At 64.0% G+C, this 14,844-nt stretch carries 11 protein-coding genes; 2 read left to right on the top strand and 9 right to left on the bottom strand.

Going from position 1 to position 14,844, the window contains the following annotated elements; all coding sequences use genetic code 11:
* The 5 genes from AC0L3I_RS28735 to AC0L3I_RS28715 form a co-directional block, all read right to left on the bottom strand.
* Nucleotides 1-737, bottom strand: a 737-nt coding sequence (locus tag AC0L3I_RS28735; protein ID WP_473529112.1) for an NAD(P)/FAD-dependent oxidoreductase, incomplete at its 3' end; no start/stop codon positions are given.
* Nucleotides 734-1,915, bottom strand: a complete 1,182-nt coding sequence (locus AC0L3I_RS28730) for a pyridoxal phosphate-dependent aminotransferase (protein WP_473486618.1) — start codon at nucleotides 1,913-1,915, stop codon at nucleotides 734-736. The genes AC0L3I_RS28735 and AC0L3I_RS28730, both read right to left, overlap by 4 nt.
* The gene (locus tag AC0L3I_RS28725) at nucleotides 1,915-2,814 is read right to left on the bottom strand and encodes a homocysteine S-methyltransferase family protein (protein WP_473529111.1); all 900 of its coding nucleotides are present in this window, start codon (nucleotides 2,812-2,814) and stop codon (nucleotides 1,915-1,917) included. The genes AC0L3I_RS28730 and AC0L3I_RS28725 overlap by 1 nt, the downstream gene beginning before the upstream one ends.
* Complete coding sequence (locus tag AC0L3I_RS28720; protein ID WP_473529110.1) at nucleotides 2,811-5,264, bottom strand: GcvT family protein; 2,454 nt, start codon at nucleotides 5,262-5,264, stop codon at nucleotides 2,811-2,813. The genes AC0L3I_RS28725 and AC0L3I_RS28720 overlap by 4 nt, the downstream gene beginning before the upstream one ends.
* Nucleotides 5,265-5,280: 16 nt before the next feature.
* Nucleotides 5,281-5,874, bottom strand: a complete 594-nt coding sequence (locus tag AC0L3I_RS28715) for a helix-turn-helix domain-containing protein (protein ID WP_473486615.1) — start codon at nucleotides 5,872-5,874, stop codon at nucleotides 5,281-5,283.
* A gap of 297 nt (nucleotides 5,875-6,171) precedes the next feature.
* Here AC0L3I_RS28715 and AC0L3I_RS28710 point away from each other — a divergent pair, with 297 nt between their 5' ends.
* Nucleotides 6,172-6,876: a nitroreductase gene (locus AC0L3I_RS28710; protein WP_473486614.1), complete on the top strand. Its 705-nt coding sequence runs from the start codon at nucleotides 6,172-6,174 to the stop codon at nucleotides 6,874-6,876.
* Nucleotides 6,877-6,898: 22 nt separating this feature from the next.
* Here the strand turns inward: AC0L3I_RS28710 and AC0L3I_RS28705 are convergent, their stop codons facing one another.
* The 4 genes from AC0L3I_RS28705 to AC0L3I_RS28690 all read right to left on the bottom strand — a co-directional run bounded on the left by AC0L3I_RS28705 (nucleotide 6,899) and on the right by AC0L3I_RS28690 (nucleotide 12,128).
* A complete protein-coding gene (locus AC0L3I_RS28705; protein WP_473486613.1) occupies nucleotides 6,899-7,501 on the bottom strand; it encodes a sarcosine oxidase subunit gamma in 603 nt (200 codons plus the stop codon).
* Entirely contained in the window at nucleotides 7,494-10,487 is a 2,994-nt protein-coding gene (locus AC0L3I_RS28700) for a sarcosine oxidase subunit alpha (RefSeq protein ID WP_473529109.1), read from the bottom strand. Before AC0L3I_RS28700 ends, AC0L3I_RS28705 begins: the two co-directional genes overlap by 8 nt.
* Nucleotides 10,484-10,780, bottom strand: a complete 297-nt coding sequence (locus tag AC0L3I_RS28695; protein WP_473529108.1) for a sarcosine oxidase subunit delta — start codon at nucleotides 10,778-10,780, stop codon at nucleotides 10,484-10,486. Before AC0L3I_RS28695 ends, AC0L3I_RS28700 begins: the two co-directional genes overlap by 4 nt.
* Nucleotides 10,781-10,868: 88 nt before the next feature.
* Entirely contained in the window at nucleotides 10,869-12,128 is a 1,260-nt protein-coding gene (locus AC0L3I_RS28690) for a sarcosine oxidase subunit beta (RefSeq protein ID WP_473529107.1), read from the bottom strand.
* Nucleotides 12,129-12,346: 218 nt separating this feature from the next.
* Between AC0L3I_RS28690 and AC0L3I_RS28685 the strand changes: the two genes are divergently transcribed.
* Nucleotides 12,347-14,836 (top strand): mechanosensitive ion channel domain-containing protein, encoded by a 2,490-nt coding sequence (locus tag AC0L3I_RS28685; RefSeq protein ID WP_473529106.1) that lies wholly within the window; start codon nucleotides 12,347-12,349, stop codon nucleotides 14,834-14,836.
* Nucleotides 14,837-14,844: the final 8 nt, after the last annotated feature.

Genomic DNA, 14,844 nt, shown 5'->3' with positions numbered 1-14,844 from the left:
ACGAGGTAAAAGTGCTCGCAGGCATGCAGCGGGATGGTGACGCCGTTCTGGCGCCCGAGCTCGCGCGCCCACATGCCTGCGCAATTGACGACGACATCGGCTTCGATCATGCCTTGCTCGTCGCCCTGCGTCCAGGAAACGCCGGTGACGCGATCATCCCTGGTATGGACTTTCGTGACCTTCACATTTTCCACGATCGTCGCACCGCGCTGACGCGCACCCTTGGCCAGCGCCATGGCGATATTGGCTGGGTCGCATTGGCCGTCGAGCGGTAGATGCACGGCGCCGACTACATCGGAAATGTTGAGATGCGGATACATCTCCTTGACTTCACCAGGCGAAATCTCGCGCACGTCGACATCGAAGGCGCGGGCGAGAGACGCCTGCCTATAAATCTCGTGCTTGCGCTCCTCGGTCAGCGCCACGGTGATCGAGCCGACCTGGCGCATGCCGGTGCCGACATCGGTTTCGGCTTCCAGCTTGATGTAGAGATCGGCCGAATATTTCGCCAGCCGCGTCATGTTCTGCGAGCCGCGCAACTGGCCGATCAGGCCGGCGGCGTGCCATGTCGTGCCCGATGTCAGCTGCTTTCGTTCGAGCAGCACGATGTCGGTCCAGCCGAGCTTGGCCAGATGGTAGGCGACCGAGCAGCCCGAGACACCGCCGCCGATGATGACGGCCCTTGCTTTCGTAGGGATGACTTTGGTCGGAATGGTTTTGGGGGGCAGGGCGCTCATGCAGCCTCACGGCGATAGCTGGAAGCAAAGCGGCGCAAGCGAGTGGCTGCTTCCAAAAGCACCGCCTCGGGCTGGCAGAGGCTGACGCGAATATGGCCGGCGGCCGCCTCGCCGAAGCTTGAGCCCGGCATCACGCCGACCTTTTTCTTGTCGAGGAGAGCCCAGGCGAATTTCTCGTCGTCCGGCTCGAGAGCCGAGATGTCGAGCATGACATACATGCCGCCTTCGGAGCCGCGCACGGTGACGTTGTTCATGCCGCGCATGGCATCGAGGACGATGGTGCGCCTTGCAGCATAGCGTTCGGCAATTTCCTTGACGCCGTGGCCGTTTTCCAGCGCCTCGGCGCAAGCGAGGCTGATGAAGGCCGGCAGGCCGTAGGTCGTCACCAGATTGAGGCTGGTCAGCAGCGAGATCATCTCTTCGGGCCCGGTCAGCCAGCCCATGCGCCAGCCGGTCATGCCGTGGCTCTTCGACATGGAATTGATGACCAGCGTGCGATCCGCCATGCCGGGCAACGAACGCGGCGAGATGTGCTCGCCACCGCCCAGCGTCCAATAGACCTCGTCCGACAGCAGCCAGAGGTCATATTCCCGGCAGATCTGCGCCAGCTCTTCAAGCCGCTGGCGCGAATAGACAGCACCCGTCGGGTTGTTCGGCGTGTTGATGAGGATGGCGCGCGTGTTCGGCCGAAGCGCCGCGCGAATGTCGGCTTCTCGCGGCTGAAAACCATCCTCGGCGGGCGTCTCGACCACCGTGAAATCGGCGCCCGCTGCACTGAACGTGTTGGGGTAGGTCGCGTAATAGGGCGCGACCACGATGGCATGGTCGCCCTGGTCGAGAACGGCCTGCACCGCCGCATACAGCGCTGCTTGTCCGCCTGGCGTGGCGATGACCTGATCGGAGTCGGTCACAATGCCGGTGCAGGCGGTCGAGGCGGCCGCCATTGCCTTGCGCAGGCGCGGAATGCCGGCAAGCGGGGTATAGTGGTGGTTGCTGGCGCGAACCGCGGTCACGCAGGCTTCGATCGTCTGCGCCGGCGTGTCGAAATCATGGTCGCCGACCGACAGCATGATGATGTCCTCGCCGGCCTGCTTGCGCGCCCAGGCGGCGGAATGAACCTCCCAGCCGTCCTTGCCGGAAGGCACGATGCCGGAAATGCGCGATGATGGTCTGGGCATTATGCTACTCCCGAAATTTCGTAGCCGGCCTGTTCGAGCCGGTCGCGCAGGGCGGCGATATGGGGCGGTCCGACTTCGCAGCAGCCGCCGACGATGTTGGCGCCGGCCTCGACCCAGCCGACCGCCTGGCCGGCATAGGCATGCGGATCGAGGTCGTGGCGGGCGTGCAGCACCTCCACGGTGCCGCCATGCTTGAGCGCCTCAATCGAGGTGAAGCCGTTGGCATAGGCGCCAACCGGACCGCCGAGGCCGATCAGTTCGGGCAGTGCTGCAGCAATCGCTTCGGGCCGGCAGCAATTGATCAGTCTAGCTGCGACCGGCAGCCCGTCGAGAGCGCTCGACGCAGCCGCTATGGCTTCGCCGCTGCGCAGGCGCGGCGTGCCGTGATCGGCAAGCGTCCACGACACCCACACCGGCTTGCCGCTTTCCGAAGCCGCGGTGACAGCGGCGCGCGCCTCCTCGGCCGACGCCATGGTCTCGCACAGGAACAGATCGACGCCGTCAGCCTGCTCGGCAACGATGCGGCGGTAGATGTCGAGCGTATCCTGGAAGGATATCGTCAGTGCCGGTGCGTAGCTGCCGAAAAGCGGCGACAGGCAGCCGGCGATTGCCGCGTCGCCGGCCTGGTCGCGAGCTTGCCTCGCAAGCTCGATGCCGCGCTTCTGCAGCGGCTTGAACAGCTCTTCCGCGCCCTCCCGCGCCAGCCGCTCGGGCGTCGCGGAATAGGTGTTGATGGTGATGACGCGGGCGCCGGCCCGGATGAACTCCGCATGCAGGTCGCGCACCAAGTCCGGTTCGTCGATCAGCACCCTGGCCGACCATAGCGGGGTGGGTTCGGAGCTGCTGCGGCGTACCAGTTCCTGGCCCATGCCGCCATCGGTGAGAATGACAGTCTTCACGCGCGCAACCTCTCGTTCTTTGGATCCCACAGCGGTTCGTCCTTCTGCACGATTGCCCTGAAGCGCTCGCCGAAGATTTCGACCTCGACCGCGGTTCCCGGCTCAGTAAGATCGGCGCGCAGCATGCCGAGCGCGATCGATTTGTCGATGCGATGACCCCAGCCGCCGGACGTCGTCTCGCCGACGATCCGGCCGTCATGCCACAGCGTCGACATGGTGGGCGCATCGCAGTCGTCGGGGTTTTCGACGACCAGCGTGACGAAACGCTTCTTGACGCCCTGCTGCTTCTCGTTCTGCAGTGCCGCCTTGCCGCGGAATTCCGGCTTGTCCCATTTCACGAAACGCTCCAACCCGCCCTGCAGGATCGAATAGTCGGTCGACAGGTCGCCTTTCCAGGCGCGGTAGCCTTTTTCGAGCCGCAGCGAATCCAGCGCGTACATGCCGAACGGCTTCAGGCCATGCTTCTGGCCAGCCGCCCAGACGGCGTCGAAGATGGCGGCGGTGTCGTCGACCTTGGTGTGGATTTCCCAGCCGAGTTCGCCGGCGAAGGACACACGCATAAGCCTTGCCCAACGGCCGGCGATTGTCGTCTCCTGGTGCGTCAGCCAGGGCAGAGCAAGGTCGGCGGCGCAGACATCGGCGAGGATTTTTCGCGCGTTGGGACCGGCGAGGACCTGCGTGGCGTATACCTCCGTCCGATCGATCAGCTTGAAGGAAGCGTCCTTCGGCATGCGGGATTTCAGCCACTCGAAATCATGCCACTGCGCCACCGCGGCGGTGATCAGCGTCATCAAATTCTCGTCGTGCCGCACCACTGACATTTCGGTGACGATGCGGCCCTTGTCGTCGGCGAAATAAACGAGGCCGATGCGGCCCGGTTTCGGCACCAGCCCGGTAACCTGTTGGCTCAACCATTCGGCAGCACCCGGACCGTCGAGTTTGAAGCGGGAAAAACCAGGCAGATCCAAAATGCCGGCGGCGTCGCACACGGCGAGGCATTCTTCGCGGATGCGGTGCTGCCAGGGCCCATCGCGGCGGAAGGTCAGCGTCGCGGCTTCCGAGACGTCGTCGCCGGCCTGCGCGTACCAGGTGGCGCGCTCCCAGCCATTATAGGCGTCGAAGCGGGCGCCGAGCGCCTTGATGCGATCGTGGATCGGCGACAGCTTGCGGTCGCGCCCAGCCGGCCAGGCATGACGCGGGAACTGGATGGCGTATTCGTTGCCGTAGATCTCCATGCCCTTGGCGACGCAGTAATCCGGGGCCGAGGCAAAGCTGGTGAAGCGGCGCGGATCGCAGGACCACATGTCCCATTCGGTCTGGCCCTCAGTCACCCATTCGGCCAGCACCTTGCCGGCGCCGCCGCCCTGGGCGATGCCGAAGGTGAACACGCAGGCTTCGAAGGCGTTCGGCACGCCGGGCATCGGCCCGATCAGCGGGTTGCCGTCCGGCGCGTAGGGGATCGGGCCGTTGATGACCTTGGACAGGCCGGCGGTGCCGAGGATCGGCACGCGGGCGACGGCATCGGCCAGATAGTCCTCCAGCCGGTCGAGATCGTCGGGAAACAGCTGGAACGAAAAATCATCGGGCATCGGGTCGTTATGGCCGACCCAATGCGCACGGCAATTGCGCTCATAGGGGCCGAGATTCATCCCGTTCTTTTCCTGGCGGAGATAGTAGGAGGTGTCGACGTCGCGCAGCAGCGGCAGTTTCTTGCCTTGCTCCTTCGACCATGCGGCCAATTCGGGGATTTCCTCGAACAGGATATATTGATGGCTCATCACCATCATCGGTACGTCGCGGCCGAACATCTTGCCGACTTCAGCCGCGCGGTAGCCGGCGGCGTTGACGACGATCTCGCAGCGGACCTCGCCCTGCGCGGTCTCGACCACCCACTCGTCCTTCTCGCGGCGCACGCCGATGACCGGACAGAAACGGATGATCGTCGCGCCCATGTCGCGAGCGCCCTTGGCCAGCGCCTGGGTCAGCTGCGCCGGGTCGATGTCGCCGTCGTTCGGATCGTAGAGCGCGCCCTTCAGCTCATGCGTTTCGATGAACGGGTAGCGGCGCTTGATCTCGTCGAGCCCGACCACGTCGATGTCCATGCCCTGATAGCGGCCCATGCCCTTGGCACGCTGGAACTCCTGCATGCGCTCGGCCGTATGGGCCAGCCTGAGCGAGCCGGTGACGTGATAGTTCATGGGATAGCCGACTTTGTCGGCCAGCCCACGATAAAGCTCGGTCGAATAGCGCTGCATGTTCATCAGCGACCATGACGAGGAGAAGGTCGGCACGTTGCCGGCCGCATGCCAGGTCGAGCCGGAGGTGAGCTCGTTCTTTTCCAAGAGCACGCAATCAGTCCAGCCCGCCTTGGCGAGATGGTAGAGCGAGGAGGCGCCGACGACACCGCCTCCGATGATCACCACACGTGCCGTGGTCGGCAAACCGGCCATATTCTTCTCCAAACCTTCAATAGACGGGTGGCGAAACCACCCAGATGACTACCGCCGGCTCCGCCCCAGGATTGCGCCAGCGGAACGGCTTGCCGTCGAAGCGAAAGGAGTCACCCTCACCAAGCCGGTGCCAGACGCCTGATATCTCGATGTCGAAGCTGCCGGAAGCGACATACCCGGCTTCCTCCGTCGGCCGGCGCGCCTCGGTCTTCAGTTCAGCACCCGGCGCGAAGACCGAACGCAGCATCTCGAAGCTACCGCCGAGATCGGGCGACAGAAGCTCCTCCACCAGGCCGGAATCGCTTGTACCAAGCGTGCGGCGGCTGCCGGCGCGCACGACCACGCCGCGCTCGTTCTCGACGGGCACGTCGTGGCTGAAGAACAGGCTGACCGGCACGCCGAACAATTCGGCGAAGGCTCTGAGATCGCTAAGCGATGGGATCGACAGACCGCGCTCGACCTGACTGACCCAGCCGACGGAGCGGCCGAGCTTCAGGCCAATCTCGGCAAGCGTCAGCCCGCGCGCCCGGCGCAGCGCCCTGATATCGCCGGCCAGCAGCCGTTCGCGGTTTTCCTGCTCCGATCTGATGGCGGTTGAGGGCAAAGCCATTTCTCTTGGTGAAAAGCCCTTTTGGTGAAAAATACGGGGCGAATTTCATGAGAAGTCAAGTTCGTGAAAAAATCAATAGCATTTTCATGAGGCCCCAAGATTTACTTGCGCCATTTTGACGGTTCAGGCAAAGGGCTCGGCTACGAACGGCGAGTTGAGGGGCGTCCGGTTGAGACCCACGATAGAGCGCCGCGCGTCCAATTGGACGCGCAAAGCACGCTCTATCATTTCTAGACTGCGCATGATCCTTTCCGGAAACCGATTCCGGTTTCCGGGGTCACGCGCTAAGGACGGCCCATGCTGGAAAACAACACCCGAATTGCCAAGGATGCGGCGATCGTCGACGAGGCGATAACCTCGCGCCGTTCGGTGCGTGCCTTTCTGCCTGACATGGTCGATGACGAGACGATCCGCGCCATTCTCTCTGTTGCCGCGCGTGCACCTTCGGGCACCAACATGCAGCCCTGGCGGGTCTACGTCACCAAGGGCGAGGTCAAGCAGCGGATCACCGATGCTATCCTCAACTCCGGCATCCGCGCCGAAAAGGCTGAGTGGGACGAGTATCGTTACTATCCCGACCAGTTCTTCGAACCCTATCTCACGCGGCGGCGGGCCAACGGCTTCGGCCTCTACAGCGTGCTCGGCATCGGCCGACGCGAAGTGGACAGGATGCGCGCGCAGCACGACCGCAACTTTGTCTTCTTCGATGCGCCGATCGGCATCATCTTCACCGTCGACCGGCGGCTGAACAAGGGCTCGTGGATCGACTACGGCATGTTCCTGCAGAACATCATGGTGGCGGCACGGGGCAGGGGCCTGCACACCTGCCCGCAAGCCGCCTTTGCCCCTTATCACAAGCAGATCAGGCCGGTGCTCAACATTCCCGACGAGGAGATCGTCGTCTGCGGCATGGCGCTCGGCCATGAGGACACGTCCAAGCCCGAAAACGAGTTCCGCACTGACCGCGCGCCGCTGGAAGAGTGGGTGACGTTCGCCACGTGAGGTGACGATACGCCGTCTCGGTCTATTGTACCTCGTAGCCGACTTCCTCGCTGGCATGGCAGAGCGCCTTCCAGAACGAGCGCGCAAACGAGCGGAATACATAGATGTCGAACTGGTCGGCGCCGGTGCGCTGGATCTGGGCGAAGACGTCATGATGCATGGTCGAGCGGCCGGCACCGACCGGGAAGGCCGGCAGCGCGAAGTCGATGGCGAAGAATTTCGCCAGCACCCATTCGGCCTTCGGTCCGGCGATGCGGATCGCGGTGCGGCCATGCGACAGGTCGGTCATCGTGCCGATCGCCGGGGTGACGACATTGGCAAAGGCCGATGCCAGGCCTTCGGCCTCATCGACCACAGTGAATTTTCCCGGCGCAAAGCCGAACACCGACCTCACGCCGTCGGTGCTGCCGGCGCCGGCGCCATCGGGCAGAGCGAGGCCGGTAACAGTGCGGATACCTGATATCAACTCCTTCTCCTGGCCCGGCCAGGCAGCGAGCTGCAGGATCGTCCCCGGCCTGGTTTCGGAGAGGATGACATCGACGCCGTGTTCGAAATCGCCGTGCGAGCCGGTGCGCAGTTCCGGCTCAAGCGGTGCCAACTCAATCGGTGATTGGCGCTCAACCATGCATGCGGCTCCCGTCCGGATCAAAGAAGTGGTTGGAGACGATCTCGACCGGGCCGAACCGGTTGCGCAGGGGATCGGAGATATGGGCGCGCGTGCCGCGCCGTGCCTTGCCGTCCTTGACCAAAGCGAGCGCGATGTACTTGCCGAGCGCCGGCGAATAACAGCAAGCTGTAATGTGGCCGATGGAATCGTGCGGATTGGCTTCGTCAAGCGCCTCGACGATGTGCGCGCCGCCGTTGAGCGGCTGGTTGTCCAGCGAAACCAGGCCGACGAGTTCCAGACGGCCGGGCGCGATCAGGCCCTCGCGATCCATCATCGCCGAGCCGATGAAGGGCTTCTTCTTGGACAGCATCCAGTCGAGATGCAGGTCGCGTGCCGTGGTGCGGCCGTCGATCTCGGCGCCGGTGACGTGGCCTTTCTCGATGCGCATCGTGCCGAGCGCCTCAAGCCCGTAAGTCACCAGTCCGAACGGCTTGCCGGCTTCGATCAACGCTTCCCAGACATGGGTGCCGTAGCCGGCGCCGGAGTAAACTTCGAACGCCATTTCGCCGGAGAAGGAAAGCCGGCAGATCATCACCGGCACACCCGATATCTTGCCGTGCACGATGCCCATGAAAGGCAGTGCGGCATTGTCGACGGCAGTGCCGGTGACGCAAGCAGCAAGAATGGCTCGCGCCTTTGGCCCGCCGATCGCCGCACCCGCCCATTCGTCGGTCACCGAGGTGACGTGGACCTTCAGCTCCGGCCAGATGACGTCGAGGAAATACTCCAGATGCTGCATCACCTTGCCGGCATTGGCCGTGGTCGTGGTCATCAGGAAGTCCTGTTCGCCGATCCGCCATGTCGTACCGTCGTCGAAGGCGAGGCCGTCCTCGCGCAGCATCAGCCCGTAGCGGGCCTTGCCGACGGCCAGCGTCGAGAACATGTTGGTGTAGATCCGGTCGAGGAATTCCGCGGCGTCCGGGCCTTGCACGGCGATCTTGCCCAGTGTCGAGACGTCGACGATGCCGGCGCTCTCGCGCGTCGCCCTGGCTTCGCGCACATAGGCCTGCTCGATCGTCTCGCCTGAAAGCCCGTAGATCATCGGGCGATACCAGAGGCCGGCCGAATACATGGTTGCGCCATTGGCGACGTGCCAGTCATGCATCGGCGTCAGCCGCTCGGGCCTCAGGTCGCCGAACCGTTCGGCGGCCAGCGAGCCGATCGACACGGCCGAAAAGGGCGGACGAAAACGGGTCGTACCGATTTCGGGAATCGGCTTGCCCAACGCTTCGGCCATGATGGCTAGGCCGGGTATGTTGGAGCTCTTGCCCTGGTCGGTCGCCATGCCGAGTGTGGTGTAACGCTTCAGATGCTCGACCGAGATGAAGCCTTCGCGATGCGCAAGCCGCACATCCTCCGCGGTCACATCGTGCTGGAAATCGACGAAGCTTTTTCCATCGGCCCTGATCTCGAACACCGGCGCCGGATCGGGATCGCCGGGTGCGGCTTCGACGACCGGCAAGGCCGCTGGCGTACCCGTTCCACCCGCCGCGGAAAGGCCGGCGGCGCGGCCTTCGGCGATTGCCTCGGCGGTGGAAAAACTGCCGGTGAAGGCGCCGGCGCCAATCCACTGCTGTATTGGCTTCGGTGGGAGGAAGGCCTGTCGGGCGGCATTCCATTCCGCCTTGGCGCCGGCCTGGCTGGCCAGATGGATGGTCGGCGACCAGCCGCCCGACATCAGCAGGCAGTCGGCTTGAATGCTGCGCGCCTCGCCGGCAAGCGCGCCGTTGACCATGTCGAAGCGCTGCACCTTGATGCCGGACAGCGCCTTGCCGCCTTCGGTGGCGACCACGGCGTGACCGGAAAGGATTTTGGCTTCCGCTTCATCGGCGAGTTCGCGCATCTCGCTCGAAAGCTCCGGCCGCACGTCGACGATGGCGACAATCGCCGCACCGGCCTTCTTCAGCGCCAGGGCGGAGCGATAGGCGCTGTCATTGTTGGTGAAGAGCGCGATCCTGTGGCCCGGCAGCACGCCGTACTCGTTGGCATAGCGCTCGGCGGCTTGGGCCAGCATCACGCCTGGCCGGTCGTTGCCCGGAAACACCAGCGGCCGCTCGAAGGAGCCGGTGGCCAGGACCACCGACTTGGCGCGAATGATCCAGTAGCGATGGCGCGGTTCGCCCTTGCCGGGCCTCTCCTTGTGGTCGGTAACCCGTTCGAGCGCGGCGAGCACGTTGCCGTCGTAATAGCCCCAGACCGTGGTGCGCGGCAGCAGGCGGACATTGTCATAGGCTTCGAGCTGGCCGGCGGCTCGCGCTGCCCAGTCCGCCCCGGGCATCCCGTCGATCGTCTCGCCCGACCAGTTGGCCGAACCGCCGAAGCGCGGTTCGAGCTCGCTGAGGATGACGCGCGCGCCCTGATCGGCGGCTGCCCTGGCGGCCATCAGTCCGGCCGGACCGGAACCGACCACCAGCACATCGCAGAAGGCGTTCATGCGCTCATAACGTGCCGTGTCGGCAGCGGTCCCGGCGCGGCCGAGACCGGCGGCGCGACGGATGAAATGCTCGCAGAACATCCAGAAACGCGTGCTCTTCAGCGGGCCGATCGCGGGTCCCATGAAGGTCTTGTAATAGAAGCCGGCGGACAGAAGCCTGCCGCCGAGCTGGTTGGCGGCGCTGACATCCCAGGCCAGCGATGGAAAGCGGTTCTGGCTGACAGCGGTCAGCCCGTCATAGATCTCGACCATGGTCGCGGCGATGTTGGGCTCGCGAACCTCGTCCCGCAATACCGTCACCAGGGCGTTCGGCTCCTCGACGCCTGATGTCAGCACGCCGCGCGGGCGGTGATATTTGAACGAGCGCCCGAACAGGGTGACGCCGTTGGCCAGCAGCGCTGAGGCAAGCGTGTCGCCGGCATGGCCGGTGTAGGGCGTGCCGTCGAAGGTGAACCGGATGGTCCGCAGCCGGTCGATCCGGCCACCGGCATCGGTGCGGCGCGGGCTCATGTCTTGCCCTCCGCCTTGTGCCGAGCAGCTGACTTGTGGTCGCCGCGCGCGAAGGCGACGCTGGAGATCTCGTGCGTCAGCGTGTTGCGCACAACCCTGAGATGGGCGCGACAACCGCCGGAATGCTGCCAGATCTCGTTGTGGTCGCCCGCCGGGTTCAACCTGTCGTAGACATAGGCGTTCCAGGCATCGAGGTTCTGCGAGCCAAGCTGAGGGCGCTCGCGGTTGCCGTCACCCTGATAGGTGAATTCGATGACGTCGCGCGGGCCGCAATAGGGGCAGGTAATCAGCATGCGATTGTATCTTCTCGTTTGACCATGGTCTTGGCCGAAAACCGGTTTCCACTTTTTGCTACGCTGACCTTCGGTTCGGGATCATGGTCTAATGCAGCCGCGGCGTCGGGCCCTGGCCTTTGTCGTCGATCACCAGGCCACGATGGAAGCGATCGAGCGTGAACGGCGCATTGATGTCGTGCGGTTCATCCTTGGCGATGGTCCAGGCAAAGCACCAGCCGGAGGCGGGCGTCGCCTTGAAGCCGCCGTAGCACCAGCCACAGTTGAGATACATGCCCGGCAGCGGGCCGATGGTGATGATCGGCGAGCCGTCCATCGACATGTCGCAGACGCCGCCCCAGGAGCGCAGCATGCGAACGCGGGCGAGACCCGGAAACAGCGCCAGCATTTCGCTCATCACCTCGTCGACAACAGGCAAACTGCCGCGCTGGGCGTAGCTGTTGTAGCCGTCGAGATCGCCGCCATAGACAAGGCCGCCCTTGTCCGACTGCGACATGTAGAAATGGCCCATGCCGAAAGTCAGGACCGTGTTGATGAACGGCTTCAGCGATTCCGTCACGAAGGCCTGCAGCACATGGCTCTCGATCGGCATCGTATCGATGCCGGCGAGCCGCATGACTTGCCCGGTGCTGCCGGCCACCGCGACCGCCACCTTCCTGGCGCGGATCTCTCCGCGCGACGTCGAGACGCCTGATATGCGGTCGCCGTCGCGCAGGAAGCCGGTGACCTCGCAATTCTCGATGATGTCGACGCCGCGACGGTCGGCGCCGCGCGCATAGCCCCAGGCGACGGCATCGTGGCGGGCGGTGCCGGCGCGCCGCTGCATCAGGCCGCCGACGATTGGGAAGCGCGCCGTGGCGGAGACGTCCAGCGCCGGCACCAGGCGTGCGATCTCGGCCGTGGTCATCAGTTCGGCGTCGACGCCGAGATGGCGCATGGCGTTGCCGCGGCGGGCAAAATCGTCCAGCTGGGCAGGCGTGTGCGCGAGGTTGAGGCAGCCGCGCTGCGAGAACATGACGTTGTAGTTGAGGTCGTGCGAGAGGTTCTCCCACAGCTTCATCGAATGTTCGTAGAAGCGCGTGTTGGCCGGCAGCAGATAGTTGGAGCGCACGGCCGTCGTGTTGCGGCCGACATTGCCAGAGCCGAGCCAGCCCTTTTCCAGCACCGCGACATTGGTGATGCCGTGCTCCTTGGCCAGATAATAGGCGGTCGACAGGCCATGGCCGCCGCCGCCGATGACGATCACGTCATAGGACGCCTTCGGGTCCGGCTTGCGCCAGGCCGGTTTCCAGTCCTTGTTGCCGGTCAGCGCGTTTTTGAGAAGCGAGAAGGCCGAATATTCCGCCATTCTTTTTGTTATCCGTTCTGGCTTTTTGTCATCCGTTTTGGGCGATGCGGCACACTATAGAGCAGGCCGCTGCCGCAAAGCCAATATTGCGCCATCGCTTTTCGACTGGCCGACGCCGAGATCGACGAGCAGAGCGGGACGGCTTGCTCCCTGGTATGAGCGTCTTTATCAAGGACGAGCTTTAGAACGCCTTGCCGCCTGTGAGTCGCCAAACGATCATGCTTTTCCGACTGCTCCGCTTCGTTCTGGTCCTGGCGATCGTTGCCTCGGCGCCGCTGTCTCTTGATGCGGTGGCGCAGGGGCTTGACCAGGCTGCCTCCGGGGTGGTCGCCGACCAGCAGAAAATCCTGCAGGACCTGACGACGAGGACCGACAATCTCGAAAAGAAGATCCAGGAGGACGGTGACGACGACGCCAGCCTTGTCGATATCCGCCTGCAGCTCGAGGAAATGTCGCGAGGTGCGCTGAACAGCGCGCTTGCCTTCCGCCCGCGCCTTTCGGAGATCAACGCAAGGCTCGATCAGCTTGGGGCGCCGCCGGCTGCGGGCCAGCCGCCCGAGCCCGACATCGTGACCAGCGAACGCCAGGCGCTGGCGTCCGAAAAGGCCGAGATCAATGCTGTCATCGCCGCGGCGCAAAATCTGTCGATCCGCATCAGCGGCCTCATCGCCAAGATCGCCAATATGCGCAGCGAGCTGTTTCGCAATCTGCTCACCAAGCGCTACGTGCTGTCCGACGCTCTGAGCCCTGAGGTCATTTCCGATGCCAACGGTGAATTTACCGGCTTCTACAAGGCGGTGTCATCGTGGCTGACCTTCGCCTTCAAGTTCAAGTTCCAGGCCGTGCTGGCCGCGACCTTGACGGCACTTTCCCTGGCGGCGGTACTTTTTGTCGGTGGGCGGCGCCTGTTCGGGCGTGTCTTCGAAGCTGACCCTTCCGTCGAAGATCCCTCCTATCTCAGCCGGCTGTCGGTGGCGTTCTGGTCGACATTGCTGCCGACACTGGCGGTCGGCGTCTTCCTGGTCTCGACCGTGTTCTTTTTCAACTACTACAATGTATTGCGCGGCGACATTGGCGTTTTCCTGAATGCGCTGGTTGCGGTCATCGCGGTGGTGTTCTGCGTCAACCGGCTGACCAATGCGGCGCTGGAACCGCGGCTGCCGAACTGGCGGCTGATACCCGTTGAATCGGGTCCGGCCCGCTGGCTGGTGCGGCTGACGACCGCCATGGCGGTGGTGATCGGCGTCAACAATTTCCTGGCGGTCGTCAATGACAAGATGGGCTCGCCGCTGTCGCTGACCATCGCCAGAAGTTTTGTCGGCACCATTATCGTCGGCGTCATCCTGATCCTGATGGGGCTGCTGAAACCGTTCAAGGCCGCCGACGGAAGCTGGCGTCCCTGGCCGGCGTGGCTGCGCTACACCGCTGTCGCGCTCGGCCTTTTCACCATTGCCACGGCGCTGCTCGGCTATATTGGCCTTGCCATTTTCGTCTCGCTGCAGGTCGTGGTCACCGGAACCATTCTGGTCACCGCCTATATCGGCTTCCTGTCGGCGCGGGCGATCAGCGAGGAAGGCGGCTTTGCCAACACGTCGATCGGGCGCTGGCTATCGACCAATTCCAGTTACGAGGGGTCCACGCTCGACCAGCTCGGCCTGGTCGTCAGCGTCGCCATCAACCTGATGATCGTGCTGGTATTCCTGCCGCTGATCCTGTTGATGTGGGGCTTCCAGCCCGGCGACATCGAGGCCTGGGCCTACAAGCTGGCGACGGGCCTCACCATCGGCTCGGTGACGATCTCGGTGACCGGCATCCTGACCGGCATCGTTGTCTTCATCATCGGCTATTTCCTGACGCGCTGGTTCCAGGGCTGGCTCGACGGCTCGGTGATGGCGCGCGGCAAAGTCGATACCGGCGTGCGAAACTCGATCCGGCTGGCGGTCGGCTATGCGGGCGTGGCGCTCGCAGCGCTCGTCGGCGTCTCGGCGGCGGGCATCGATCTCTCCAACCTGGCGCTTGTCGCGGGCGCCCTGTCGCTCGGTATCGGCTTTGGCCTGCAAAATGTCGTCTCCAACTTCGTCTCCGGTCTGATCCTTTTGGCCGAGCGGCCCTTCAAGGTCGGCGACTGGATCGTCGCCGGTGAGATCAGCGGCACGGTCAAGAAGATCAGCGTGCGCGCTACCGAGATCGAGACGTTCCAGCGCCAGTCGGTGATCCTGCCCAATTCAAACCTGATCAACAATGCCGTCGGCAACTGGACGCACCGCAACAAGCTCGGGCGCATCGACATCAAGGTCGGCGTCGCCTACGGCAGCGACGTCAAGCAGGCCCATGCTGTCCTGTTGGAGATTGCGCGGGGCCATCCGCTGGTGCTGAAAAATCCAGAACCCTTCGTGCTGTTCACCAATTTTGGGCCGGCCGCTCTCGAATTCGAAATCCGTGTGTTCCTGGCCGACGTGATGAACGGCAACATCGTGCAGAACGACATCCGGTTTGCCGTCCTCGATGAGTTCGCCGACCAGCATATCGAAATTCCATCGGCGCCGCGCGCCGTCGTCGAGACCAAGAAGCATGAGGCGTGGCCGATCGATGACGATCAGATCGAGGCCGAATTCGCCGAGCAGGAACGCGCGGTTGCTGAAGCCGCGGCCGAGACGAAACGCCTGGCTAGATCCGGACGCAGGACCCGCAAGCCGGATCCCGATTGAAGGCTGAG

It is taken from the genome of Mesorhizobium sp. WSM4840 (assembly GCF_055811755.1).
Note: the sequence above shows the minus strand (reverse complement) of the source record. Positions and strands in the feature narration are given on the sequence as shown.